The 24,273-nt window shown below is 67.0% G+C and carries 21 protein-coding genes and 1 pseudogene; 14 read left to right on the top strand and 8 right to left on the bottom strand.

Going from position 1 to position 24,273, the window contains the following annotated elements; all coding sequences use genetic code 11:
* The first annotated feature begins 4 nt into the window (after nucleotides 1–4).
* The 5 genes from KDW55_RS17355 to KDW55_RS17335 all read left to right on the top strand — a co-directional run bounded on the left by KDW55_RS17355 (nucleotide 5) and on the right by KDW55_RS17335 (nucleotide 5,755).
* Nucleotides 5–943 carry an ABC transporter permease subunit gene (locus KDW55_RS17355; protein ID WP_040138867.1) on the top strand — a complete coding sequence of 313 codons (939 nt, stop codon included), beginning with the start codon at nucleotides 5–7 and terminating at the stop codon, nucleotides 941–943.
* A gap of 13 nt (nucleotides 944–956) precedes the next feature.
* The gene (locus tag KDW55_RS17350) at nucleotides 957–1,859 is read left to right on the top strand and encodes an ABC transporter permease subunit (protein ID WP_040138866.1); all 903 of its coding nucleotides are present in this window, start codon (nucleotides 957–959) and stop codon (nucleotides 1,857–1,859) included.
* A 250-nt stretch (nucleotides 1,860–2,109) separates the two neighbouring features.
* The gene (locus KDW55_RS17345; RefSeq protein ID WP_069243426.1) at nucleotides 2,110–3,102 is read left to right on the top strand and encodes an ABC transporter ATP-binding protein; all 993 of its coding nucleotides are present in this window, start codon (nucleotides 2,110–2,112) and stop codon (nucleotides 3,100–3,102) included.
* Nucleotides 3,099–4,121 (top strand): oligopeptide/dipeptide ABC transporter ATP-binding protein, encoded by a 1,023-nt coding sequence (locus tag KDW55_RS17340; RefSeq protein ID WP_212161399.1) that lies wholly within the window; start codon nucleotides 3,099–3,101, stop codon nucleotides 4,119–4,121. Before KDW55_RS17345 ends, KDW55_RS17340 begins: the two co-directional genes overlap by 4 nt.
* Nucleotides 4,122–4,282: 161 nt before the next feature.
* Nucleotides 4,283–5,755, top strand: coding sequence for an OprD family porin (locus KDW55_RS17335; RefSeq protein ID WP_040140865.1), 1,473 nt, complete (start codon nucleotides 4,283–4,285; stop codon nucleotides 5,753–5,755).
* Between the two features lie 76 nt (nucleotides 5,756–5,831).
* On the opposite strand, the gene KDW55_RS17330 is transcribed toward KDW55_RS17335, so the two are convergent.
* The 3 genes and pseudogenes from KDW55_RS17330 to KDW55_RS17320 form a co-directional block, all read right to left on the bottom strand.
* Nucleotides 5,832–6,824, bottom strand: coding sequence for a DedA family protein/thiosulfate sulfurtransferase GlpE (locus KDW55_RS17330; RefSeq protein ID WP_040138863.1), 993 nt, complete (start codon nucleotides 6,822–6,824; stop codon nucleotides 5,832–5,834).
* Nucleotides 6,825–6,987: 163 nt separating this feature from the next.
* Nucleotides 6,988–7,257 carry a hypothetical protein gene (locus KDW55_RS17325; RefSeq protein WP_040138862.1) on the bottom strand — a complete coding sequence of 90 codons (270 nt, stop codon included), beginning with the start codon at nucleotides 7,255–7,257 and terminating at the stop codon, nucleotides 6,988–6,990.
* Between the two features lie 237 nt (nucleotides 7,258–7,494).
* Nucleotides 7,495–8,351, bottom strand: a pseudogene (locus tag KDW55_RS17320) (phospholipase domain-containing protein); the annotation flags it as partial.
* A 457-nt stretch (nucleotides 8,352–8,808) separates the two neighbouring features.
* On the opposite strand from KDW55_RS17320, the gene KDW55_RS17315 reads away from it, so the two are divergent.
* Nucleotides 8,809–9,366 carry a hypothetical protein gene (locus KDW55_RS17315; protein ID WP_209822049.1) on the top strand — a complete coding sequence of 186 codons (558 nt, stop codon included), beginning with the start codon at nucleotides 8,809–8,811 and terminating at the stop codon, nucleotides 9,364–9,366.
* Nucleotides 9,363–10,946, top strand: a complete 1,584-nt coding sequence (locus tag KDW55_RS17310; protein ID WP_059548419.1) for a thioredoxin family protein — start codon at nucleotides 9,363–9,365, stop codon at nucleotides 10,944–10,946. Before KDW55_RS17315 ends, KDW55_RS17310 begins: the two co-directional genes overlap by 4 nt.
* A 49-nt stretch (nucleotides 10,947–10,995) precedes the next feature.
* On the opposite strand, the gene KDW55_RS17305 is transcribed toward KDW55_RS17310, so the two are convergent.
* Together KDW55_RS17305 and KDW55_RS17300 are read right to left on the bottom strand one after the other, a co-directional pair.
* On the bottom strand, nucleotides 10,996–11,247 hold the full coding sequence (locus KDW55_RS17305; RefSeq protein WP_040138859.1) for a DUF4148 domain-containing protein: 252 nt from the start codon (nucleotides 11,245–11,247) through the stop codon (nucleotides 10,996–10,998).
* Nucleotides 11,248–11,515: 268 nt separating this feature from the next.
* Nucleotides 11,516–12,919, bottom strand: a complete 1,404-nt coding sequence (locus KDW55_RS17300) for a GntP family permease (protein WP_069243421.1) — start codon at nucleotides 12,917–12,919, stop codon at nucleotides 11,516–11,518.
* Between the two features lie 326 nt (nucleotides 12,920–13,245).
* Here KDW55_RS17300 and KDW55_RS17295 point away from each other — a divergent pair, with 326 nt between their 5' ends.
* The 5 genes from KDW55_RS17295 to KDW55_RS17280 all read left to right on the top strand — a co-directional run bounded on the left by KDW55_RS17295 (nucleotide 13,246) and on the right by KDW55_RS17280 (nucleotide 19,015).
* Nucleotides 13,246–14,733 carry a sigma 54-interacting transcriptional regulator gene (locus KDW55_RS17295; protein WP_209825327.1) on the top strand — a complete coding sequence of 496 codons (1,488 nt, stop codon included), beginning with the start codon at nucleotides 13,246–13,248 and terminating at the stop codon, nucleotides 14,731–14,733.
* Nucleotides 14,734–14,799: 66 nt separating this feature from the next.
* Complete coding sequence (locus KDW55_RS17290) at nucleotides 14,800–15,339, top strand: BON domain-containing protein (RefSeq protein WP_209825328.1); 540 nt, start codon at nucleotides 14,800–14,802, stop codon at nucleotides 15,337–15,339.
* Between the two features lie 61 nt (nucleotides 15,340–15,400).
* Nucleotides 15,401–15,685 carry a hypothetical protein gene (locus KDW55_RS29765; RefSeq protein WP_315854982.1) on the top strand — a complete coding sequence of 95 codons (285 nt, stop codon included), beginning with the start codon at nucleotides 15,401–15,403 and terminating at the stop codon, nucleotides 15,683–15,685.
* 103 nt (nucleotides 15,686–15,788) lie between these two features.
* Nucleotides 15,789–16,085, top strand: coding sequence for an H-NS histone family protein (locus KDW55_RS17285; RefSeq protein WP_040138855.1), 297 nt, complete (start codon nucleotides 15,789–15,791; stop codon nucleotides 16,083–16,085).
* 572 nt (nucleotides 16,086–16,657) lie between these two features.
* A complete protein-coding gene (locus tag KDW55_RS17280) occupies nucleotides 16,658–19,015 on the top strand; it encodes a GNAT family N-acetyltransferase (protein ID WP_212161400.1) in 2,358 nt (785 codons plus the stop codon).
* A gap of 619 nt (nucleotides 19,016–19,634) precedes the next feature.
* Here the strand turns inward: KDW55_RS17280 and KDW55_RS17275 are convergent.
* Entirely contained in the window at nucleotides 19,635–20,186 is a 552-nt protein-coding gene (locus tag KDW55_RS17275; RefSeq protein ID WP_040138853.1) for a hypothetical protein, read from the bottom strand.
* Nucleotides 20,187–20,446: 260 nt separating this feature from the next.
* Nucleotides 20,447–21,268: an IclR family transcriptional regulator gene (locus KDW55_RS17270; protein ID WP_249181329.1), complete on the bottom strand. Its 822-nt coding sequence runs from the start codon at nucleotides 21,266–21,268 to the stop codon at nucleotides 20,447–20,449.
* 657 nt (nucleotides 21,269–21,925) lie between these two features.
* On the opposite strand from KDW55_RS17270, the gene KDW55_RS17265 reads away from it, so the two are divergent.
* Nucleotides 21,926–22,774 carry an ureidoglycolate lyase gene (locus KDW55_RS17265; protein ID WP_040138851.1) on the top strand — a complete coding sequence of 283 codons (849 nt, stop codon included), beginning with the start codon at nucleotides 21,926–21,928 and terminating at the stop codon, nucleotides 22,772–22,774.
* Nucleotides 22,775–22,982: 208 nt separating this feature from the next.
* On the opposite strand, the gene KDW55_RS17260 is transcribed toward KDW55_RS17265, so the two are convergent.
* Nucleotides 22,983–23,366: a VOC family protein gene (locus KDW55_RS17260; protein ID WP_040138850.1), complete on the bottom strand. Its 384-nt coding sequence runs from the start codon at nucleotides 23,364–23,366 to the stop codon at nucleotides 22,983–22,985.
* 214 nt (nucleotides 23,367–23,580) lie between these two features.
* Between KDW55_RS17260 and KDW55_RS17255 the strand changes: the two genes are divergently transcribed.
* Nucleotides 23,581–24,237, top strand: a complete 657-nt coding sequence (locus KDW55_RS17255) for an ABATE domain-containing protein (protein WP_212198000.1) — start codon at nucleotides 23,581–23,583, stop codon at nucleotides 24,235–24,237.
* The last annotated feature ends 36 nt before the right edge of the window (nucleotides 24,238–24,273 follow it).

Raw genomic sequence — 24,273 nt, 5'->3', positions numbered from 1 at the left:
GATCATGCTGGCCTACGCATTGAGACGCACGTTGTGGGCGGTGCCGACGATTCTTGCCGTCATCACCGTCTGCTACCTGCTGCTGCACTTCACGCCCGGCGGTCCGTTCGATACGGAGAAGCAGCTGTCCGCGGCGACGCTCGCGAACCTGAACGCGAAATACCACCTCGACGAGCCGCTGTGGAAGCAGTACCTGCTGTATCTCGGTTCGCTGTTGCAAGGGGATCTCGGCCCGTCGTTCCGTTACGTCGACTGGTCGGTGAACGATCTCGTGAAGAAGGCGCTCCCCGTGAGTCTCGGCGTGGGCGGCGTGTCGATCCCGATCTCGATCGTGTTCGGCGTGCTGCTCGGCACCGTGGCGGCCGTGCGCCGCGACAGCGTGATCGACCGCTTCGTGATGCTGATCGGCAACTTCGGCAACGTCGTGCCGCCGTTCGTGCTCGGCCCGGTGATGGTGTGGATCTTCGCGATTCTGCTGAAGACGTCGCAAGGCAACGGCTGGCTGCCGGCCGGCGGCTGGGGTGACGGCGGCTGGCGGTACCGGCTGCTGCCGATCGCGCTGCTGACCCTCATCAACGTGTCGCTGCTCGCCCGCGTGATGCGCGGCTCGATGATCGAGACGCTGTCGAGCAACTACATCCGCACCGCCCGCGCGAAGGGGCTGCCCGGCTCGACGATCGTGCTGCGCCACGCGCTCAAGCCCGCGTTGATGCCGGTCGTGTCGCTGTTCGGCACGGTATGCATCACGTCGATCACCGCGGCCGTCGTCACCGAGTCGGTGTTCGCGCTGCCGGGGCTCGGGCAGCTCGTGGTCAACGGTGCGATCAACCGCGACTACACGCTGGTGCTCGGCCTCGTCGTGCTGACGACCGTTTGTGCGGTGCTGTTCAACCTGCTGGTCGACCTCGCGTACGCGTGGCTCGATCCGCGTATCCGTTATTGAGCGAGGCACTGCGATGACTCCGACTACTCCCGTCGTCAGTCTGCCCGTGCAGACCGACTCGCCGCCGCGTTCGCGCTCGCCGCTCGCGCTCGCGTTCGCGCGCTTCCTTCACAACCGCGCGGCAGTGTTCAGCCTCGTGCTGCTCGCGCTGATCACGCTCGCGTGCTTCGTCGGCCCGTGGCTGCTCGCCGCCGACCCTGCCGCGAGCGACTGGGCCGCGATCAGCCTGCCGCCGACGCTCGCGAACCAGCACTGGTTCGGCACCGACGAGCTCGGCCGCGACCTGCTCGTGCGCACGCTGATCGGCGGCCGCGTATCGATCGAGGTCGGCCTGCTCGGCACGCTGGTGTCCGGCCTGTTCGGCGTCGCGTGGGGCGCGACCGCCGGCTTCGCGGGCGGCCGCGTCGACTCCGCGATGATGCGCGTGGTCGACATGATGTACGCGATCCCGTACCTGCTCATCGCGATCCTGATGATGACCCTGTTCGGCCGCTCGTTCATGCTGGTCGTGCTGACCATCAGCGCGTTCTCGTGGATCGACATGGCGCGCGTCGTGCGCGGCCAGACGCTGTCGCTGCGCAACCGCGAGTTCGTCGATGCGGCGCGCGCGATTGGCGTGTCGCCGGCGTCGATCGTGCTGCGCCACGTGGTGCCGAACCTGCTCGGCGTGGTCGTCGTGTACGCGACCGTATCCGTGCCGAACATCGTGCTGACCGAATCGGTGCTGTCGTTCCTCGGCCTCGGCGTGCAGGAGCCGATGACGAGCTGGGGCGTACTGATCCAGGACGGCGCGCAGAAACTCGAATCGATGCCGTGGCTGCTGCTGGCGCCGGCCGTCATGCTCTGCGTGACGCTCTACTGCGTGAACTTCGTTGGCGACGGCCTGCGTGACGCGCTCGACCCGAAGGACCGCTAAACATGAAACTACCCTCGCGCTCTCTACGCTCGCTGCCTCCGGGGGCAGTCAGCCTCCTTGGGGCGGCCCGGCGGAGGCTGACGATGAAACAACCCCCACGCTCTCTGCGTTCGCTGCCCCCCGAGGGGGCGGTCAGCCTCCTTGGGGCGGCCCGGCGGAGGCTGACGATGAAACAACCCCCACGCTCTCTGCGTTCGCTGCCCCCCGAGGGGGCAGTCAGCCTCCTTGGGGCGGCCCGGCGGAGGCTGACATGACTGCACTGCTCGAAGTTGAAAACCTCGGTGTGCGCTTCACGCGCAAGGACGCCGCGCCCATCGACGCCGTGAGCGGCGTGTCGTTCTCGCTCGAAGCGGGCAAGACGCTCGGCATCGTCGGCGAATCGGGATCGGGCAAGAGCCAGACCGTGATGGCGCTGCTCGGCCTGCTGGCCGGCAACGGCACGACGACGGGCGCCGCGCGCTATCGCGGCGAAAACCTGCTTGAGATGGATACGCGTGCGCTGAACGCGGTGCGCGGCGACCGGATCGCGATGATCTTTCAGGATCCGATGACGTCGCTCAATCCGTTCCTGACGATCGAGCGGCAGATGACCGAGACGCTGCAGCTGCATCGCAAGCTGTCGCGCAAGGACGCGACGAAGCGCGCGATCGAGGCGCTCGAGTCGGTGCGGATTCCCGATGCGGCGCGCCGCATCCGCATGTATCCGCACGAGTTCTCCGGCGGCATGCGCCAGCGCGTGATGATCGCGATGGCGTTGCTGTCCGAACCGGAAATCCTGATCGCCGACGAGCCGACCACCGCGCTCGACGTGACCGTGCAGGCGCAGATCATCGACCTGCTGCGCGAGCTGAATCGCGAGCGCGGCACCGCGATCGTGCTGATCACGCACGACATGGGGGTGGTCGCCGGCCTCGCGGACGACGTGATGGTCATGTATGCGGGCCGCACCGTCGAATACGCGCCGGCCGAATCGATCTTCGCGGCGCCGTCGCATCCGTACACGATTGGCCTGCTCAATGCGCTGCCGCGCCTGACCGATGCCGACGACGCACCGCTCGTCGCGATTCCCGGCAATCCGCCGATGCCCGGCACCGCGCCGGCCGGCTGTGCGTTCGCGAAACGCTGCACGTATGCGGAGGAGCGCTGCGGCTCGGCGCGCCCCGCGCTCGAAACCTATGGCGCGGCGGGGGCGGTGCGTGCGTGCCACCGGCCGCTGGCCGATCTGACGGGAGGCCTGCGATGAGCGTCGATGAACGCCGCCATGCCGGCGCGACGGACGACACGCTGCTGTCCGTCGACGATCTGAAGGTGCATTTTCGCGTGCCGCTCGGCGGCTATCCCTGGTCGCCGAAGGGCACGCTGCGCGCCGTCGACGGCGTGTCGTTCGACGTGAAGCGCGGCGAGACGGTCGGGCTCGTCGGCGAGTCGGGCTGTGGGAAGTCGACCCTCGCGCGCGCGCTGATCGGCCTCGTGCCGATGACGGCGGGCACGGTGCGCTGGCGCGGCGAAGCGGTTACGCCCGATCACCTGCGCGGCACCGCGATGCGCCGCGAAGTGCAGATGATCTTCCAGGATCCGCTCGCGTCGCTCGATCCGCGCATGACGATCGAGCAGATCGTCGCGGAGCCGCTGATCACGCACCACGCCGGCCTCGGCCGCGCCGAAGTGCGCCGCCGCGTGGTCACTATGCTCGAACGCGTCGGCCTGAACGCACATCACTTGCTGCGTTACCCGCACGAATTCTCGGGCGGACAGTGCCAGCGTGTCGGCATCGCGCGCGCGCTGATCGGCGAGCCGAAACTCGTGATCTGCGACGAGCCCGTATCGGCACTCGACGTGTCGATCCAGGCGCAGATCGTGAACCTGCTGCGCGATCTGCAACGCGAACTGTCGTTGTCCTATCTGTTCGTCGCGCACGACCTGGCGGTGGTCAAGGCCATCAGCCAGCGCGTGCTCGTGATGTATCTCGGCCGCGTGATGGAGTTCGGCACGCGGCATGACGTGTACGGCGTGCCCCAGCACCCGTACACGAAGGCGCTGCTCGATGCGGCGCCGACGCCGGAGCCGGCGCGCGAGCGTGCTCGCCGTCCGATGCTGCTGGCGGGCGAGATGCCGTCGCCGCTCAACCCGCCGTCCGGCTGCGCGTTCCGCACGCGCTGCCCGGTCGCGATCGACGCGTGTGCGCAGGACGTGCCGCTGCCGGAAGTGCGGCACGGCTCGGCGGCGCGTGTCGCGTGCATCCGGGCGGGCGTGGCGGCGTGAAGTGACGCAGCAAACATAACCAGGCAGGTCAACAGGGGCAGGGTGCGGCGCGAACGACCTTCGCGCCGCGGGTAAAGGCGCGTCCGTAACCGGGCTCGCCGGGGGGCCGGAAGCGGATCGCAGACCGGCGTGGACGACATCAACACAAGATGAGAATGACGATGAAAAAGCAGAAAACGATCGGGACGGCATCGAAGATGCTGCTTGCATGGGGCCTGCCGGCACTCGCCGGCGTATCGCTGAGCGGCGTCGCGCACGCCGACGACGCGGCCCCCGCACCGCTGACGGTCGCGCAGGCCGCGCCTGCCGCCGGCACGGGCGCATCGGTTGCGCAGGCAACGACCCCGAACGCGATCATCAACGCGGAAGCGACCCAGGCGGTCACGCCGCCGGACGAGCCGTCGGCGCAGTCGAAGTCGAACGGCTTCATCGCCGATAGCCATCTGAACTTCCTGTTCCGCAACTATTCGGACACGCTCGACAACAAGGGCGGGCCGCATCGTCACGCGTGGGTCCAGGGCGCGATGGCGAACTTCGAGTCGGGCTATACGACCGGCCTGATCGGCATCGGGTTCGACGCGTCGCTGTATGCGGCGCTGAAGCTCGACGGCGGCGCCGGCGCCGGCAGCATGGTGCACATCGCGAAGGGCGGCGGCGGTTCGAACCAGCTCGCGTGGGCGTATCCGGGCATCTACGACGTAAAGGCGCGCATCTCGAACACGGTGGTCAAGTACGGTCTGCAGGCCGTCGACAACCCGTTCATGGAGCAGCACGACAACCGCGCGTTGCCGCCGACGTTCCTCGGCGCGACGATCGTCAGCAATGAATTCAAGAACGTGATGCTCGAGGCCGGCAGCTTCACGAAGACCGACGCGCGCGGCCATACCACGCTCACGAACCTGACGACGCAGTACGGCGGTACGCGCGTCAATCGCCTGACGTACGTCGGCGGCACGTGGGACTACTCGCCGAACGGCGAAGTCGCGCTGTACGCGAACCAGGCCGACGACGTGTGGCACCAGTACTACGCGTCGGTGAAGCACAGCATCGGCGATACGAAGTCGATCAAGTGGACCGGCTTCGGTAACGTTTACTCGACGCACGACACGGGCGACGCGCTGCAGGGCAAGATCAACAACAACGCGTACAGCCTGTCGCTCGCCGCGCAGCACGGCCCGCACGAGCTGCTGCTCGGTTATCAGCAGGTGCTGGGCGACCAGTTCTTCGACTACCTGAACGAAACGAACGGCATCTTCCTGACCAACTCGATGGACGTCGACTACAACGCGCCGCACGAGAAGTCGCTGCAGCTGCGTTACACGTTCTACGGCAAGGAAGCGGGCCTGCCTGGCTTCAAGGCGATGATCTGGGGCGTGACGGGCTGGGGCGCGGACGGCAGCGCCGGCGCCGCGAACGATCCGAGCAAGTCGAGCATCTACTGGAGCAACGGCGCGCCGGTGCAGGGCCGTCACCACGAATTCGGCTTCATCCCGTCGTACACGTTCCAGAGCGGCAAGCTGAAGGACACGAAGGTCACGTTCATCGCGATGTGGCACAACGGTTCCGCACACTACTCGGACGCGACCAACAAGGAGTACCGGCTGGTCGTGAACGTGCCGCTGCACGCGTTCTGATCGACGGGGGACGCCACGTCCCCTGTCGGTTTGTCCGACGTTCCCGTCTTGTGCGGCCGGCCTGCAGCCCGTGTGCTCAGGCCGGCTTGTGCAGTCCCGCCAGCGGATCGTTCGCGGCGGGCATTTCTTCCACCAGCGACGTGAGCTGGCGCCCGGTGTCGCGCCACGCATCGAGGCCGCCGCGCAGCGGCAGCGCATCGGTGAAGCCCGCGTCGAGCAGGCGCTTGGCCATCAGCGCGGCCGTCACTTCGTTCGGACACGAGCAGTACACGACGAACTTCTGCGACAGCGGATAACGCGCGACGATGTCCGCGATGTTTCGCTCGTCCGCGAACTGCGCGCCCGGAATCGTGAACGGGTCTAGCTTGCGATGCTCGGGCGAACGCACGTCGAGCAGCACCGGCGCGGCCGGGTCGTTCATCAGCCGGTCGAGTTCGTCGACGCCAATGCGCGCGCTCGCGAGCTGGCGGATCAGCGCGCGGCGGCGCATCCAGCGCACGGCCGCATAGATCGCCAGCAGCGCGACGATCACCAGCAGCACCGCGCGGCCGAGCCGGCTCGCGCCGGCGAACAGCCAGTCGATCTGGCGGTAGAACACGACCCCCGCGACGAGCCCGACGATCGTCCACAGCGCCGCGCCGAGCGCATCGTAACCGGCGAACGTGCGATAGCGCGTGCCGAGCGCGCCGGCCATCGGCACCGATACCAGCGACAGCCCGGGAATGAACCGTGCTACCGCGAGCACGCGCACGCCGTAGCGGCCGAAGAAGCGTTCGGTCTTCTTCACGCAGGTATCGCGCGACAGCGACAGCCGGCAGATCGTTTTCAGCGTCGCGCCGCCGTAGCGCCGCCCGGCGACGTACCACACGGTGTCGCCGATCAGCGCGCCAAGCACCGACAGCGCGAGCACCGTCACGAGCTGCGAGCCGATCATCGCCGGATGCATCGCCGCCATCGCGCCGAACAGCACCAGCGTCGGCATCGCCGGCACCGGCAGACCGACGGCGGCTGCCAGCACGTTGGCGAACACGAGAAGCGGCCCGTATTGGGCGACGAGGTCACGGAGCATGGCGGCTGGCCCAAAAGGAAGCGCGTGAACGGGATGCGCAGATGGGCCGATTATCGGCCATTTTCAAGCCGACGGAGGGGAATGACGGAAAGCGCCTGGCGGCGTCAGGGAGATGCGGTGGGGAAGGTGAGCCGGTGCGCGACGCACGGCTCACCGGTCGACTTCAGGACGGGGTGCGTGCGAGCGACGCGGCGCCGTGGTTCTCGCCGGGCAGTTCGGCGCCGTGCGAGCGAATCGCCGCGATCAGCTCGGCCGGCGTGATCTCGTAGCGGACCTCGCGGTGAATGCCGGGCTTGCGTTCGTCGATCTCGATCAGCAGCACGCTCTTGCCGTCGCCGGTCGATTCGAGCCGGAGCGAGCGCAGTTCACGGCCGTCGGCCGGGTCGTGTTCGGTGAGCAGGGTCATTGCCCCGGATGAGCCGGTAGTGCGCATCGAACCTATCCTCGTTGTCGTGTTTGCCGGGTGGGCGAAGATGTCGTTGTTGAATGCAGCTTGATGAAGTTTAACGCGAACGGGCCGCGACACCGAGCATTTTCGTGGGCGCGAAATGAGGGCTGCACCACCTATCCTTCTGATGTTTGAGCCGCGCCGGGCGGGCGTTTCAGCCCGATCCGGCCGCGCCGCGGCCGGTGGCCGGCCAGTGCCGCGGGCGCGCCGGTGCGACTGCGGTCAAAAGCGGTCACGGAGCCACGTTGCCGGATCGCTGACCGAGTGCCGGCCCGTTTCGACGCGCCCGGCGATGCGGCGCGAGAAGGTCGCACCGCTGTCGGCGGTCACGATGAAGTCTTACCAGTGGCCGGTCGAGTCGAGCTTCCAAGTGCAATTCCGACTGGTCGCCGGCGCGCACCGTGACGGTCCAAGTCGCGCCCGTGTCGTTGGCGTGCCCACGATCGTCGTTTGCGCCGCGGACGGACAGCGGGCCGTACACCTGTTTCAACCTCACCGTGAAGCGGACGGTGCCACCGCCGTGGTTGCGCAGCCGCAAATGCAGGTTGCCGCTTGCGCCCGCGTAGCCGACGCGGCTTTCCGGATGCGGCGCACGTGCGCCGGCGAACCGGGCGAGGTCGCCGGTGAAGCGGCGGTGATAACCGTTCGGGGCCGAGCACCCACAGGTCGTATTTGCCGCCTCGTCCGCGACTGCCGCTCAGCGCCTTGCCCGGCTCGGCGACGTAGCGGCGCGGCACGCGGTCGAGGTGCAGCTTGTCGTAGACGTGGGATTTTGCCGCCGCGGGGCCGGTGCTCGCGAACTTCAGCGTGACGATGCCGTTGCGTGCGTCCGCTTGCGCGCGCGCATGCGGCTCGTACGGCAGCGCGCGCGACGGGCGCACGCCGACGGCCTGCGCGGGCAGTGACGGTGCGGCCGGCGGCGCGATCTTCGGGGCGACCTGCTGCGCGGCGCTCAGCGCGTCGACGTCGCTCTTCGTCGCGCGGCCCGCGAGCGTCGGAAGCGGCTCGTGGTTCGGCGCGCGGAAGTTGAACGCGCTCGTCAGGTCGCCGCACACCGCGCGGCGATACGCGCCGATCTGCGTCGTCGCCGTTGCGCGGTCGGCGATGCGTGTGCGTTCGAGGGCGTCTGCCGTTGTCGCGATTCCGGTCGCCGCGCGCTCGTGATGCGCGGAGCAGGATGTCGGCACATGCGGCCGGCGCGTGCCGGTCAGGGCGGCGGCCAGTCCAGGGCGCGCAGATGACGTCGACGTGATGTGGAAGTGGCATCGTGTGCCTTCGGTAGACGTTGCGTGCACAACTAATTCATGGCGCGCGTGCGACGCACGAGGAATGGTAATGAATTACCGACTTGCGTCGATGCGGGCAGGAAGGAATTGCCGATTGCATGAAACTCGCGTGACGTCATATGGTTGCGCGGGCAACGGCATTGCGCCGTTCAGCGGCCATGTTTCATTCGGTTGAAATCGGATAAGCTCGATGCGTCGTTGTGTTGTTGCAGCAGTAGACGCAGCCCGATATTTCGATTTCCCCCTGGTCATGACCGACATCACGATCCGGCACGGCGACACGCACGCCGTCGACGCAATGCGGGTGTATCCGCGCGTACCGGCGCGTGTTCGCGAGGCGTGGCGTCGTGCGTTACCTGCCGGTCCGCGCACCGAATCGATCGGACGGATCGCCGGCAATGAAGCGTGCGTGCGGCGACGTGCATCGTCGCGCCGGCCGGATGTGCAGTCCGGGCTGCATTACCGCACGTCATATTCATTCGAGAATTCGTTCGTTTTCAATCGGCCGTGCGAATCGTATCGTCGAGCGATTTGCCGGCCGCTGCTGTCGTCGCGGCTCCCGCGATTGCGCGGTGCGTGGTATGCGCACAGCAGCCGGGTTATCCGTTTCGGCGTCGATGCTTGCGTGGCGCAAACGGCCGGTTTCAGCCTGTATCGCTCGCTTGTCGACGCCTTTGGTTGTTTCGCCGCTTCGACATGTTTTTGCTTCGCGGCTTCCGCGCGTCGATGGGCTGCTGACATGCAGCGCCCACTTGTCGCGCGACGCCGCTTCCCGCAACGTTTCTTTCAACGGAACCCGTCTCGATGAAAATCGTTCTCCGTCATCTGACCGCTGCCTGCCTGTTCGCCGCCACGGGTGCGGTGCTTGCCGCCAACCCGCCGCAACGCGCGGTCGTCTCGAACCCGTCGGCCGACGCCGCCCATCTGCCGCCCGGCATCGCGTGGCAGCACGGTGACGTCGATGCCGCGTTCGCGCTCGCGAAGCGCACCGGCAAGCCGCTGCTGCTGTACTGGGGCGCGGTGTGGTGCCCGTCGTGCAACCAGGTGAAGTCGACGATCTTCAGCCAGCAGGCGTTCAAGACGCGTTCGTCGTTCTTCGTGCCGGTGTATCTCGACGGCGACACCGAAAGCGCGCAGAAGCTCGGTGAGCGCTTCAAGGTGCACGGCTATCCGACGATGATCCTGTTCCGTCCGGATGGCACCGAGGTGACGCGGCTGCCGGGCGAAGCCGATCTCGACCGCTACATGCAGGCACTGTCGCTCGGGATGACGGCCACACACCCGGTACGGCAGACGCTCGCGGCTGCGCTGAACGGCGGCACGGCGCTTACGCCGGACGAGTGGCATCTGCTTGCCGACTATTCGTGGGATACCGACGGCGCGCTGCCGGTGCCGGCCGATCGTGTCGCGGTGACGCTGCAGACGCTGTCGCAACGTGCGCGCGCGGTTGGCTCGAAGGCGGATGCCGCGCGTTTCGCGCTGAAGTCGGCGGTGGTCGCGGCGTCGGACGATCCCGCGCAGGCCGGTGCGCTCGACAAGCCGGCGCTCGCCGATGCGCTGCGTGCGGTGCTGCGCGAGCCGGCGCTCGCGCGGGCCGACTCCGACGTGCTGGTTGCGGCGCCCGCGCGCGTGGTCGCGTACCTCGGCAACGACGGCGCGCTGCGCGCCGCATACGACACTGCGCTTGCGCGCCTGTCGACCGACACCACGCTATCGTCGATCGACCGGCTGATGGCATTGCACGGCCGCGTGCTGCTGGCGCGCGGCGACGCACGCGGCGGCCGCCCGCTCGAAGCGCCGGCGCTGGTCGCTACCGTCCGCAAGCGGATCGCCGCGTCGGTGCAGGGCGCCGCGAATGCGTACGAACGGCAGGCGCTCGTCAGCGAAGCGGCGGACACGCTGACCGACGCAGGGCTGTACGACGAATCGGACGTGCTGCTGAAGGCCGAGCTGCCGCGTTCGTCGACGCCGTACTACTTCATGTCGGGATTGGCGGCGAACGCGAAGGCGCGCGGCGACAATGCCGCGGCGCTCGACTGGTATCGGAAGGCATACGATTCGGCGAGCGGCCCGGCGACGAAGCTGCGCTGGGGAGCGACCTATTTCGCGAACGCGGTCGCGTTGGCGCCGGACGATTCGGCGCGGATCGAGGCGATTGCGACGAGTGTACTCGCGCAGGCCGGCAAGACCCGCGACGCGTTTTACGGCGCGAACCTTCGCGCGCTGACCAAGGTCGTCACGCAACTGAACCGCTGGCGCGGCGCGGGCGCGCATGATGCGTCGGTCAGGTCGGTCGTGAAGCAGTTCGACGCGGTTTGCACCAAGCTGCCGGCGGGGGACCCGCAGGCAGCGGCATGCGAGAAACTGATTCAGCCGGTAAAGGCGTGACTGGGTGACGCGGCGCCGCGGGTGGCCGCCGCGGCGTTATTGCTATCGCTTACTGGCTCGATTCGGACGATGCGCCGCGATCGTTGCCGTATCCGCTGTTTTGCTGGCGGGCGATCTTTGCCTCGGCGGACACGATGCTGGCCGGATAGAACCAGTCGCTCGGCTGGAAGCCGGCTTGCTTGAGCGCCTTTACTTCGGCATGGACCTGCGCGCGCGTCAGCGGCGGGTTCGATTGCGCGTGCGCGGCGAGCGGCGCCGACACGGCCACGGCGATGGCAATTGCTGGGATCAGGCGCTTCATGATCGAGAACCTCCATGTGTCCGTCGGGGCGGCCGGCCTTCATTCGACTTGTTCGCGCGACGAAGCGGCAGCGGGTGAAACCAGTGTAGGCCCGGCCACGCGCGGGAAAAATGCGATCGCTCCCAACGCAGTGTTCTGCTGCCGGCAACAATGGGGGGAATGGGCGAACAGTCGGACGAACTGGGAAAGGCGGGAGGAACCGTGCGCCGGCCGCGTCGATGCGGCCGGCGCAGGGCGGGTTCGTCGGAACGCCGCCCGGTGCTGCGAATTAAACCAGGCCCGTCGTGTAGTACACGGCGATCACGAAGAAGACGGCGACCGTCTTGATCAGCGTGACCGCGAAAATGTCGCGGTACGACTCGCGGTGCGTGAGGCCGGTGACCGCGAGCAGCGTGATCACCGCGCCGTTGTGCGGCAGCGTGTCCATGCCGCCGCTGGCCATCGCGACGACGCGGTGCAGCACGTCCAGTGGAATGTTGGCCGCCTGCGCGCCCTTGATGAACAGGTCCGACATCGCCGCGAGCGCGATGCTCATGCCGCCTGACGCCGAACCCGTGATGCCCGCGAGCGAACTGACCGACACCGCCGCGTTCACGAGCGGGTTCGGAATGCTCTTCAGCGCATCGCTGACGACGAGAAAGCCCGGCAGCGCGGCGATCACGCCGCCGAAGCCGTATTCCGACGCGGTGTTCATCGCGGCGAGCAGCGCGCCGGCAACGGCGGCTTTCGAGCCCGCGGCGAAGCGGCCGCTGACGCGCTTGAACGCGGTCAGGATGACCAGCACGATCCCGAGCAGCAACGCGGCTTCGACCGACCAGATCGCGACAACCGTCTTGATCGACGTCGTGACGGGCGCATGCACGCCGGGCAGCACTTCCGGCGCGACCGTGTACGACGCGGCGCCGTACCACTGCGGGATCAGCTTCGTGAACGCGAAGTTCGACACGCCGACGAGGATCAGCGGCAGGATCGCCAGCGCCGGATGCGGCAGCGACTTCGCCTCGACGCGCTCCGGCTCGTTGACGAGCGACGTGCCGTAGCCTTCGCCCTTCGCCATCGCCGAACGGCGGCGCCATTCCAGATACGTAAGACCGACGACGATGATGAACAGCGAGCCGATCGTGCCGAGCACCGGCGCGGCCCATGCGGTCGTCTTGAAGAACGTGGTCGGGATGATGTTCTGGATCTGCGGCGTGCCCGGCAGCGAGTCCATCGTGAACGAGAACGCGCCCAGCGCGATCGCGCCCGGCATCAGCCGCTTCGGAATGTTGCTCTGGCGATAGAGCTCGGCCGCGAACGGATAGACGGCAAACACCACGACGAACAGCGATACGCCGCCATAGGTGAGCAGCGCGCACACCGCGACGATCACCGCATTCGCGCGCGAGCGGCCGATATATCGGATGGCCGCATGGACGATCGACTCGGAGAACCCGGACAGCTCGATCACCTTGCCGAACACGGCGCCGAGCATGAACACCGGGAAATAGAGTTTGACGAAGCCGACCATCTTCTCCATGAAGATGCCGGAGAAGACCGGGGCGACGGCGGCGGGTTCGGTCAGCAGGACGGCGCCTAGTGCGGCGATGGGCGCGAACAGGATCACGCTGTAGCCGCGATACGCGGCAAACATCAGGAACGCCAGCGCGGCGAGGACGATCACGAAAGACAAGGGAGTCTCCTAAAAGCTTGGAATGGCTTTGGTTGTTGTTCGATCGCGGAGCGCGCCGCGGACCGGTTCGGGGTCGTGCAGGTTTCGTGCCATCGGCTGGACTGCGCCGCCGGACGTGGTTCCGGCGCCGGCCGGGCGGCCCGCGCCGGCCAATGTCTGACGATTCTACATAAATCGTCTCCATCTGGAGACGAATTGGCCGTCAGGACGGCAGCCCGAAGCGAGCAGGGCTTTCCCCGACAAGGCGTTGCGGCATGTCTCCAAAGTGAGATACTTCGTCTCGTTCCAGAGACATTCGGCCAAGCATACGCGGAGACGACGACACGATGATGAACGACTGGGCCCGCCTGCCCGTGAATTACGGCGACGTGCTGCGGCGCGCGGCCGAATCGCTGTTTCGCACGTTCGAGGATTCGAGTGCGGGCACGGTGGTCGTCGATCGCGACGCGCGGGTCGTGTGGATGAACGAACGTTATGCGGCGCGCTTCGGCTTCGCCGATCCGCAGCAGGCGGTCGGGCTCGACTGCGAGGCGGTGATTCCGAACAGCCTGATGCGCGAGGTCGTATCGACCGGACAGCCGATCCTGCTCGACATCATGGAGACGGGCCGCGAGCCGCTCGTCGTCACGCGGCTGCCGCTGAAGAACGAGGCGGGCGAGACCGTCGGCGCGATTGGCTTCGCGCTGTTCGACCAGTTGAAGACGCTCACGCCGATCTTTTCCCGTTACGCGCAGCTTCAGCAGCAGCTGATCGCGACGCAGCGTTCGCTCGCGCAGGCGCGCCGCGCGAAATACACGTTCGCGAGCTTCGTCGGCACGAGCGCGGCAAGCCTTGAAACGAAGCGGCAGGCGCGCCGCGCCGCGCAGGTCGATTCGCCGGTTCTGCTGCTCGGCGAGACGGGCACCGGCAAGGAACTGCTCGCGCATGCGATCCACGCGGCATCGGCGCGCGCGCTCCAGCCGCTCGTGACGGTCAACGTCGCGGCGATACCCGACACGCTGCTTGAAACCGAATTCTTCGGCGCCGCGCCGGGCGCGTATACCGGCGCCGATCGCAAAGGGCGCGTGGGCAAGTTCGAGCTGGCCGATCGCGGCACGCTGTTTCTCGACGAGATCGGCGACATGCCGCTGCCGCTGCAGGGCAAGCTGCTCCGCGTGCTGCAGGACAAGGAGTTCGAACCGGTCGGCTCGAACCGGATCGTGCGTGCGGACGTGCGCATCATCGCGGCCACGTCCGCCGATCTGCCGGCGCTGGTCGAGGCCGGCCGCTTCCGCGCGGATCTGTACTACCGGCTCAATGTGCTGACGATTCACGCACCGCCGCTGCGCGAGCGTGCGTCGGACATCGCGGCGCTCGTCTACGCAACGCTCGAGGAGCTGGCGGCGCAGCACGGCCGCGCCGCGCACTGCGAGCTGACCGACGATGCGTTGCGGATGCTGTGCGCATACCCGTGGCCGGGGAATGTGCGCGAGTTGCGCAACACGCTCGAGCGCGCGCTGATGCTGTCGGATCGCGCGGTCATCGATGCGGATGCGCTCGCGCCATTCCTCGGCCCGGTGCGCATGGGGCCGGACAGCGTGCCTGCGGGCACGCGCGCTGCTGCGTCGCCGGTTGGCCGAGACACCGGCGGCACGCCGAATGCGGCGGGTACGCCGATCGTGCCGTATGTCGACGCATTGGCTGCCTGGGAGCGCCGATTCCTGATCGACGCGCTGGCGGCCTGCGACGGAAAAGTGACCGAGGCCGCGGCTCGCATCGGCATCGGGCGCGCAACGCTGTACAAGAAAATGAGCGCACTGGGCATCGACCGATAGCGCGGTGCGACGGAGGAGGCGGGACGCGACGCACGCCGCCGGTGAAGTGCCTGACAGGAGACTACGATGACGCGACTCCGCATCGCCGGGTGGCTGGCCGTACTGATGACGACGTCCTCGTTCGCGCAGTCCGACCCTGCGGACGCGCCCGCGGCGCGGCGCAACTGGTACAACGATCCGTTTGTCGCGCTGTCGCAGGACTTCGCGGGATGCCCGTTGCCGCTCGGCCCGTGGATGACGCGCGCCGAGATGGAAGACGATGCGCATTACCGCGTCGAGCGCGGCACTACGTGCTGGCTCGCCCATCGCTGCACGAAGCCGAATTCCTATATGTATGACGCGCCGATCGCCGCGGCCGCGAAAGCGCATTTCGCGGGCGCCGACCGCCTGCAGCGCACGAGCCTGTGGATCACCGTGCAGCGCCGCTTCATTTACGTCGAAGGGTGCGCGGATCCGGCGTTCGACCGGCAGGCGCTGGCGCGCGAACTCGGCGCGCTGCCGGATGTCGAGCAGGTGTTCGTTCGCATCACCGACGATCCGCATCGCACGTTGCCGTACAAGACGCGCGGCCGGCCGGAGCGCACGCCCGACCGCCCGTCCGACTGAACGCGGGAGGACAGCGCATGGCATACTCGCGACATTAAAAAATTGGTTGACGGAAAGAACAATGAAACACATGCTTGCGTCGGTCTGTCGGTGGCCTCGAACGCATTGGCGTCGGGCCGGATTGTTGGCCCTGATTGCGGGGCTCGGCGGGTGCGGTGGCGGGGCCCCGCTGTTCACGTCGGACGGGCGCCCGACCACGCAGGTGCAGTGCACCGGTAGCGACTGGAGCAATTGCACGGACAACGCGCGAGCCATCTGCAACGGGGAATTCGAAGTCCTCCAGCAATCGACCGATGACGCCGTGCGAAATCTTCTCTTCGCATGCAAGAAGAAAAGCGGTTATTGATCCCGACATGACCGGGTGAGAAGACCATGATCGGGTGAAGCGCTTTTCTATTCGCTGGGAGTCGGCTATTTTTCATGAATAACACTCACGGAGTCCCATCCATATGGCGACCTACAGGCAACTGACAGCGCAGCTCGAAAGACTTCAGCAAAAGATCGACAAGGAACGCGAAAAGGCGATTGCCGATGCAATTGCCACCATTCGGGCGAAAATCGAGGAATTCGACATTACGGCCGAAGAGCTCGGTTTTCTCCCGGCGGGCAAGGCCGCTGCAGCCAAACCGAAGCGCCCGTTGCCGCCGAAATACCGCAACCCGAAGACGGGCGAAACGTGGAGCGGCCGCGGGCGGGCGCCGGCATGGCTCGGCAAGAATCGCGCGCGTTTCCTGATCAAGGACTGACTCCCGAAAATACTCACCTTTCGTGCGCTCACTGACGGTGCGAACGGCCATGCGGCCGTCGCACCGTTTTGTTTTTGGGCGGCCGCGGCACGATGCCGAATCGCGAATTGAATGACAACGGCGCGCGATTAACGGATACCGCTTCGCGAATTCGCTGCCATTCGCCCGCATATCGCCGCGAATTGCGGTAAACAGCCCGGCAATTGCGCGGGACGCGTGTATCGGCATTCGCCGTTTTCGCGGTGCGGGCGGATTGCCTGCCGCAATCACTTTTCGCGCATCGCACCCGTGTGCCGGGCGATTCCCGAAAACACTCACCATGGCTCCTGTAAATCCTCACCTTTGAACGGGCGACTCGAGCGTCGCATCGTGTCGCGTTCGCCTGTTGCAATGTGCGAGGGCGTGGATGACGAGCCCATGTTGACGGCGTTGACGCGCGTCGCACAGTCGGCCGTTCGGCATATAGGCAGCCGGATCCGGTTCGCCTATGCTTGGAGTTCGCGTCGCCCCGTGCACGCCTGACCCGGCCATGTGCGGGGCAGCCCGTCTTTCCGATACCGTAGGGAGCCGATGTGACCGTTCGACATCTCGATGCGTTGTTCCAGCCCAGGTCCGTTGCGATCGTCGGCGCGTCGTCGCGCGCGGGAAGTATCGGAGCGATGGTGTGGGCGCGCGTGCTCGACGGCGCGTTCGAAGGGCCGATATGGCCCGTCAATCCGAAGTATCGCGAGCTGAACGGGCACGCGGTCGTGCCCGACGTCGCCCGGCTTGCGGCGCCGCCGTCGGTCGCAGTGATCTGCACGCCGCCTGCCACGTGGGCCGGCATCGTGCGCAAGCTCGGCGAACTGGGCACGCGCGTCGCGGTGATCGTCGGCGAGGCGCGGACCGACGCCGATCGCGCCGCGCTCGAGCGCGCGCTCAAGGCCGCGAAGCCGTTCGTGCTCCGTATCGTCGGGCCCGGCAGTCTTGGCGTGATGTCGCCCGCGCGGCGTGCGCACTTCGGTGCGCCGGCCTATACGGTGCGATCGGGCGGCGTCGCATGGGTGTCGCAGTCGAACGCGCTGACGAACGCCGTGCTTGGCTGGGCCGATGCGCGCGGCCTCGGTTTTTCGCATGTCGTCGCGCTCGGCGGCGAAGCCGACGTCGACGCGGGCGACGTGCTCGACTACCTCGCCAGCGATCCCGGTACGCGCGCGATCCTGCTCGAACTCGACACCGTATGCGCCGCGCGCAAGTTCATGTCGGCGGCGCGCGCGGCGGCCCGGAACAAGCCGGTGCTCGCGTTGCGCACCGGGCGCGCGGATCCCGGCGACGCGCTTTATACCGCGGCGTTCCAGCGCGCGGGAATGGTGCGCGTCGATGCGCTCGACGATCTGCTCGACGAGATCGAGACGCTCGGCGTGGGGCGTGTCGCCGCGCGCGGCGCGGCGACGCTCGTGACGAGCGACGCCGGCGTCGCGAAACTCGCGGTCGATGCGGTTGCGGAAGTGCGCGACGTGCTGGCCGACTGGCCGGCCGCCGCAACGTCGGCCGTAGCGGCCGCGCTGCCCCATCTCGCCGTGCCGGGCAATCCGCTGACGCTCGGCGATAACGCGCGTCCCGAGCATTTCGGCGCGGCCATCGAGGCGCTTGCGCCGTTCCCGCAAACGGGCACGCTATTCGTCGTGCATTCGACCTCCCACAGTGCGCCGGCGGATGCGGTCGCGCGCACGCTGATCGAATCGAAGCGGTATGCGTACCGCGGCATCCTTGCGTGTTTCTTCGGCGCCGTGGATGCGGCAACACGCGACGCACTGCACGCAAACGGCATTCCGGTGCATACGACGCCGCAGCGGCTCGCGCGCGCCTATGCACGGCTCGTCGACTACAACCTTGGCCGCCAGTTGCTGATGCAGACGCCTGAAGGTACGCCGCCGCAACCGGCTGAGTGCGTTGCATCCGCTCAGGCGGAGGCGCGCCGCATGGTCGACGCCGACGAGCACGAACTGGCCGGCGAAGCGGCGTTGCGCTGGCTCGCTCACTTCGGTCTATACGGCGAGCCGGCCGATGTGTCTGCGAGTGCGCGGGTCGTCGACGTCACGGTCGAGATGTTCGACGATTCGAACTTCGGTCCGGTGTTCCGTTATGTCGTGCCGCCGGCGGACGGCGTATCGGCGCCGTTCGTCGTATACGGGCTGCCGCCGCTGAATACGGTGCTCGCCCGCGCGGTGATGGAACGTTCGCCGTATGCGCGCCGCGCGCCGGTGGAACCCACGCTCGATGCGCTGACGGCATTGTCGCAAGTCATATGCGACGTTCGCGAGGTCGTCGCGATGTCGATCACGCTGCGCGTGCTGTCCGACCGGGCCTACGTCGTCGCGCCGCGCATCACGCTGGCCGCGGGACGCAGCCGCCTCGCGATCATGCCGTATCCGCGCCATCTCGAGCAGACGCTCGAATGGCGCGGCGAGACCGTGACGATCCGTCCGATCCGTCCGGAAGACGAGGAAGCGCACAACGAGCTGCTGGGCGCGATGACACCGGACGATCTGCGGATGCGTTTCTTCGGCGCGGTGCGCAGCTTCGACCATTCGCAAGTGGCGCGCATGACGCAGATCGACTACGACCGCGAGATGGCCTTCATCGTGTCGTTTACCGACGGCGCGGGCCGCGCGCACACGCTCGCAGTGGCGCGCGCGGTTGCCGACCCCGACAACGAGGTGGCGGAGTTCGCGATCGCGGTGCGGCCCGATCAGAAGGGCAAGGGGCTCGGGCGGCTGATGATGACCCGCATCATCGAATATGCGCGATCGCGCGGTACGGCATGGATGGTCGGCGAGGCGTTGCGTGAGAACACGGCGATGATCGCGTTGGCGAAGTCGTGCGGGTTCGCGGTGTCGGCGACCGACGAGCCCGGCGTCGTGGGGTTCAGGATGAAGTTGCAACCATAGCCGCATGCCCGTGTATGCGCGCGCCGCTGGCGACGCGCCATCGTGGCGCTTCGGTATGCAAATCAAGTTGCATGGGACGAGTACATGTAGCGCGAGAACGCGCTGAGGCCGGCGGCAGGCGATACGTGCCTGCAACGTCGCATACGCGACGAGGCGTGACGTACAGATGCACGGCTCCCCGTGTCGGCAGAACCAGCGGACGATTCGCCCGTGCAGACACACGAATTTCGAACCCGGGCACCGACGCGACACAAAGGTGAGGTATTTCGGGAGCCGCAGGTGAGTGCTTTCGGGAGCGCAATGGTGAGCCGATACGGGACCGATCGGTGAGCCTTCCCGGGAACCGCGGGTGAGCCGTTACGGGAGGTGCTGGTGAGCCCTTGCGGGAACGCGCGGTGAGTGTCTGCGGGATGGGTAGGTGAGGACGTTCGGGAGGCTTCGGGGAGTGCCGCTTGACGCTTCAGGTGAGCTTTTTCGGGAGGTGCTGGTGAGCGCTTCCAGGACGCATCGGTGAGATTTTTCGGGAGCCTGGAGACGGCGTTTCCCGACAGGTGCGGCACACGCGTTTGCTGGCGTCCGCGCCAATACGGGCACGCATGAAGCGCGCCCGTTGCAGGTTTTACGCCGCGAGTTTCGCCGCTGCGTCGTTTACCTGTTCGCGCGAAATCGCGAGTTCCTCCAGGTGTGCGTCCGCATAAACGCCGCCGGTTTCGCGCTCGAGTCGCGCGATCGTCAGCGCGCAACGTGCGGTGTCTTTCGGCATCGCAATGAAGCGCTTGACCGATTCGCCTGACGTGAACGCGTCGAACAGCGCGCCGCGGACCTCGTCCGGAAGCGTCTTGGTCCATTGGTACGGCTTGCCGTTGAACGTGATCGACGGCGGCAGCGTGCGCTCCTTCTTGGTAGCCGTGATGAGGCCGTAGGTGCGTGCGGCGTCGCCGATTTGTTCAGGCGAAAAGAGTTCGTCGGGTGTGATGTCGAACTGCTCGATGTAGTTCTCGATCGCGAGCATCGCCGCGGCACGATCGTCGCGCTTCTTCTGCGCGCGCGCGACGATGTCGCGCAGTTCGTCCGCTTCTTCGGGCGTGATCGTGAAGCTTGCCTGCTTCTGCTGAAGTTCGGAGAAACGCTGGAATTCTTGATCGTTCAGAAGTTTGGCCATGACATCCATCGGATACGACGGTCGCGACAGCCGGCCGCCGTAGTTTTTGAGAGGGCCGCTATTCTAGCGTAGCGCCGCAGTCGCGGCGATTGCGCACCCGCGAGCCGGCCGCCGAGCGAGACGTCACTCGCGGACGCGAGCACACGCGAGGCCGCGGCAGCTCGCATACCGCGGCGGCACCCCCAGGCTTTGCGGACCGGCAGATTCTTGGCGGGCCGCATTCGCTACGGTGGCGGATCGCGCGGCGGCCGCGCAGCGCCGCACCGGGGTCAGCAGGCTTCCGCGCGGCACATCGACAACTGGCCTGCCGTATCGCGCAGCGCGGCGACGGCGACGTCGGCCGACGGCGCCATATGCGCATCGATCCGGCGCATGTACGGGCAGGTCAGCACCGCGATCGCGTGGCCGGCCGGGCCGAGGATCGGCGCGCTGAGATCGGTGACGCCGTACGCCTGCCGGCTGTCCTGGCGCAGGTAGCCCGACTGGCGGATCGACTGGCATGCGTGCGCGAGTTCCTGCTCGTTCATCGGCGTTTCGCCCTTGACCTTGCGATGCTCGGCGAGCATGTGCGCACGCTGCTCCGCGCTCTGGAACGACAGCATCACGCGGCCCGATGCGGTGTCGACAAGTGCGACGCGCGCGCCGAGCCGCACCGACACGCCCCACGGGCCCGGTCCGTCGACCTGCGCGATCACGAGCAAGTTGCCGCGATCGTAGACGCACAGATGGCACGACTGTTCGGCGGCATCGGCAAAGCGCTGCATCAGCGGCAGCGCTTCGGCGATCAGCCGGTTCATCGGCGGATGCCGGTGCGCAAGCGCGAACAGTTTCAGGCTGAGCGTGTAACGGTCGCCGCCGCTCGAGCGCATGACGTAGCGGCGCGCAACCAGCCGTTCGAGCATCCGGTAGATTTCGCTCGCATTGCGGCCGAGTTCCTTGGTGATTTCGGTGCGGGTGAGTCCTTCCTTCTGCTCCGACAGGAGTTCGAGGATATCGAGACCCTTGTCGAGCGCGGGCGCGCGATAGCGGTCGGCTGCGCTCAGCGGTTCCCGTGCGTCGCTGACGGGAACGGGGATATTGGTCGATTGCATCATGGGTATGAGGTTCGGGAAGGGCCGATCGGTGGCGACGCACGCTGACTTTCCTGCACGCTGGCCGGCAACGCCCACGCGCGAGGGGAACGATATCCGCGCGAGCCCGACAACCAATGTTCAGTGTGCAATGCAGCGTCCTTTTGCCGATCATTACCGAGCAAGAACGGATCAGCTGGCATTTTCGATGACAGGGTCACAACGAATACTGTTTATTCACGTTCCGTGGTCGACGATCGACGCAATGCGGCATCGCGCGATTCGTGCGTGCCATCCCGGTGCTGCGATGCAACGCCCGCACGCGCACCAATAGTCGGTATCCGTGGCGTGCCAATTCACGGCGCGCCGGCAATGGTACAAAGAGCAGCGGGCCCACGACGGCGCGGCCGCGCACGCAGCCGGCTGGCAGAGGCCGGCACGTTGCGCAAACGCCGAACCGTCGTCGCCGATGCGCAGACCGGCGGCCGCCCGTTCGATGCGCGTCGCACGTCGGTGCGACGCCGCGATCGCTGCGCCTGCGCGTGCGTCGCGTGTCGAATGGCTGCCTGATACGGCGCCGACGCGCGTCATCGACGATCGGCATCCAATCCGGCGCGTGGCCGCAAGCGGCTGCATCGGCCGGTATCCAGTCACATTCGACAACAGAGGTTGAGCACGATGAAACTGCTTCGCTATGGCCCTTCCGGCCAGGAAAAGCCCGGCATTCTCGACGCGGACGGCCGGATTCGCGACCTGTCCGCGCACTTGGCGGATCTTGCCGGCGACGCGCTGTCGGACGCCGGTCTTGCGCGCGTGCGCGCGATCGATCCGGCCACGCTGCCGCTGGTGTCGGGCGAGCCGCGCATCGGCGCGTGCGTCGGTCGCGTCGGCAAATTCATCGGCATTGGTCTGAACTATGCGGACCATGCGGCCGAGGCCGGCATGCCGGTGCCGAAGGAGCCGGTGGTGTTCGGCAAATGGACGAGTTCGATCTGCGGCCCGAACGACGGCATCGAGATCCCGAAGGGCTCGGTCAAGACTGACTGGGAGGTCGAGCTTGGCGTCGTGATCGGCACGACCTGCAAGGACGTCGACGAAGCGCGCGCGCTCGATTGCGTCGCCGGCTACTGCGTCGTGAACGACGTGTCCGAGCGTGAATGGCAGATCGAGCGCGGCGGCCAGTGGGACAAAGGCAAGGGCTTCGACACGTTTGGGCCGATCGGCCCTTGGCTCGTGACGCGCGACGAAGTGCCCGACCCGCAGCGCCTTGACCTCTGGCTCGAGGTTGACGGGCGCCGTTATCAGAGCGGCAACACGCGCACGATGGTGTTCACCGTCGCGCAATTGATCGCGTATCTGTCGCGCTGCATGACGCTGCAACCGGGCGACGTGATCACGACCGGCACGCCCCCGGGCGTCGGAATGGGCATCAAGCCGGCGCCGGTGTTCCTGAAGGCCGGCCAGACGGTGCGGCTCGGCATAGAGGGCCTTGGCGAGCAACTGCAGAGCACGCGCGACGCGCAGTAAGGGCCTGCGCGTTCAAGCCGGGAGCGGCACGTGAAACCGGCGGCGATCCGGCTGCCCGCCGCGCCGCCGCACGAGCGCCGCGATCGCGCCGGACGAGTCGCGGTGGCGACCGTCGCGCTCTGACCAGCTGTCCACCAAAAAACAAAAGCCCGCTTCCGCGCGACGCGGAATCGGGCTCTCGTTATCGATCCGCATTCGCCCGTCGCGATCAGACCACGTTGTCCAGCTCGCAATGGGCTTCGAGCCGATACCCGTCGGGATCGACGACGAACGCCGCGTAATAGCCCGGCCCGTATTGCTCGCGTTTGCCCGGCCCGCCATTGTCCTGTCCGCCATGCTGCAGCGCGGCCCGGTAGAACGCGTCGACTTCCACCGGCGACGCCGCGCGGAACGACACGTGCAGCCCCGACTCGGGATCGGCGACGACCGGGCGCTTCGCGTGCTGCAACCAAAGCACCGGTTCGCTGGTGCCGTAGCCAAGCGATCCGTCGTCGCTGTGCAGCCGCTTGTAGCCCAGCGCACCGAGCGTGTTGTCGTAGAACGTGCGGCTCCGATCGATGTGGGCAACGCCGAAGGAGAGGTGATCGATCATCTGGGGCTCCTTGAACTGAAAGGGTGAGTGAGCGCAAAACCTGTTCCAGCACGTTTCGTGCGTCATGCCGAGCGTGCCGCGACGAGTGTGGACAACTCCGCACGAAAACCGCTTGTATTGCTGTGCCGCCCGAAAGCGGAAGCGTGTCGGTAGCAGAATTTCATAACCACCATGCTGGTTATGTTAGGAATGGCCTCGGCGCTTGTCAACCGGCATGGTGGTTAGATACGATCGGGGAATGACCAAAACGCAACCTTCCGTCACGCCGGCTTACGTCATTCCGGCACCGTCCGAAACGTTGAGCATCGATTTCGCGAACACGCTGTACTGGCGGGGCACCGACGCGCCGACGGAAACGTTCGGCACGCTCGACGATCTGTTCGGGTGGTGCCGCGACCAGGCTGGCGTGCCGACGCGCGTGGCCGACGCGTGCGTCGTATATGAAAAGGGCATGGGCGCTGGCCGGGATGAGCCCACGATACTGGCGCGTGCGCTCGAATTGCGGGAAGCGCTGTATCGGCTCTTTCACGCGCAGGCCGAGCGGCGCGAGCCGGCGACTGACGATCTCGTGCTGCTCGGCGGTTTTCTCGCGGAAGCGGCGCCGCGCGTCGCGCTCGCGCGGATCGACGGCGCGTATGCATGGCGAGTCCCGCAGGGGGAGGTAGCGCTGCCGCGGCTGTTGAGCCCGGTGCTGTGGTCGGCGACGGATCTGTTGGGCGGCGCGCGGCTTGCGAAGGTGAAGCGCTGCGCGAACGACGCATGTCAGTGGCTGTTCATCGACGACAGCAAGAACGGGAGCCGGCGCTGGTGCTCGATGTCGTCGTGCGGGAATCGCGCGAAGGCTTACCGCCATTACCACAAGGACGGCTGACCGCAACGCGCGTGCGGCGCGTCACATCCTCGTCAT

It is taken from the genome of Burkholderia sp. AU19243, from assembly GCF_018148075.1.
Taxonomy (GTDB): Bacteria; Pseudomonadota; Gammaproteobacteria; order Burkholderiales; family Burkholderiaceae; genus Burkholderia; species Burkholderia latens_A.
The sequence above is the reverse complement of the archived record's forward strand: the minus strand, read 5'-3'. Positions and strand labels throughout refer to the sequence as shown.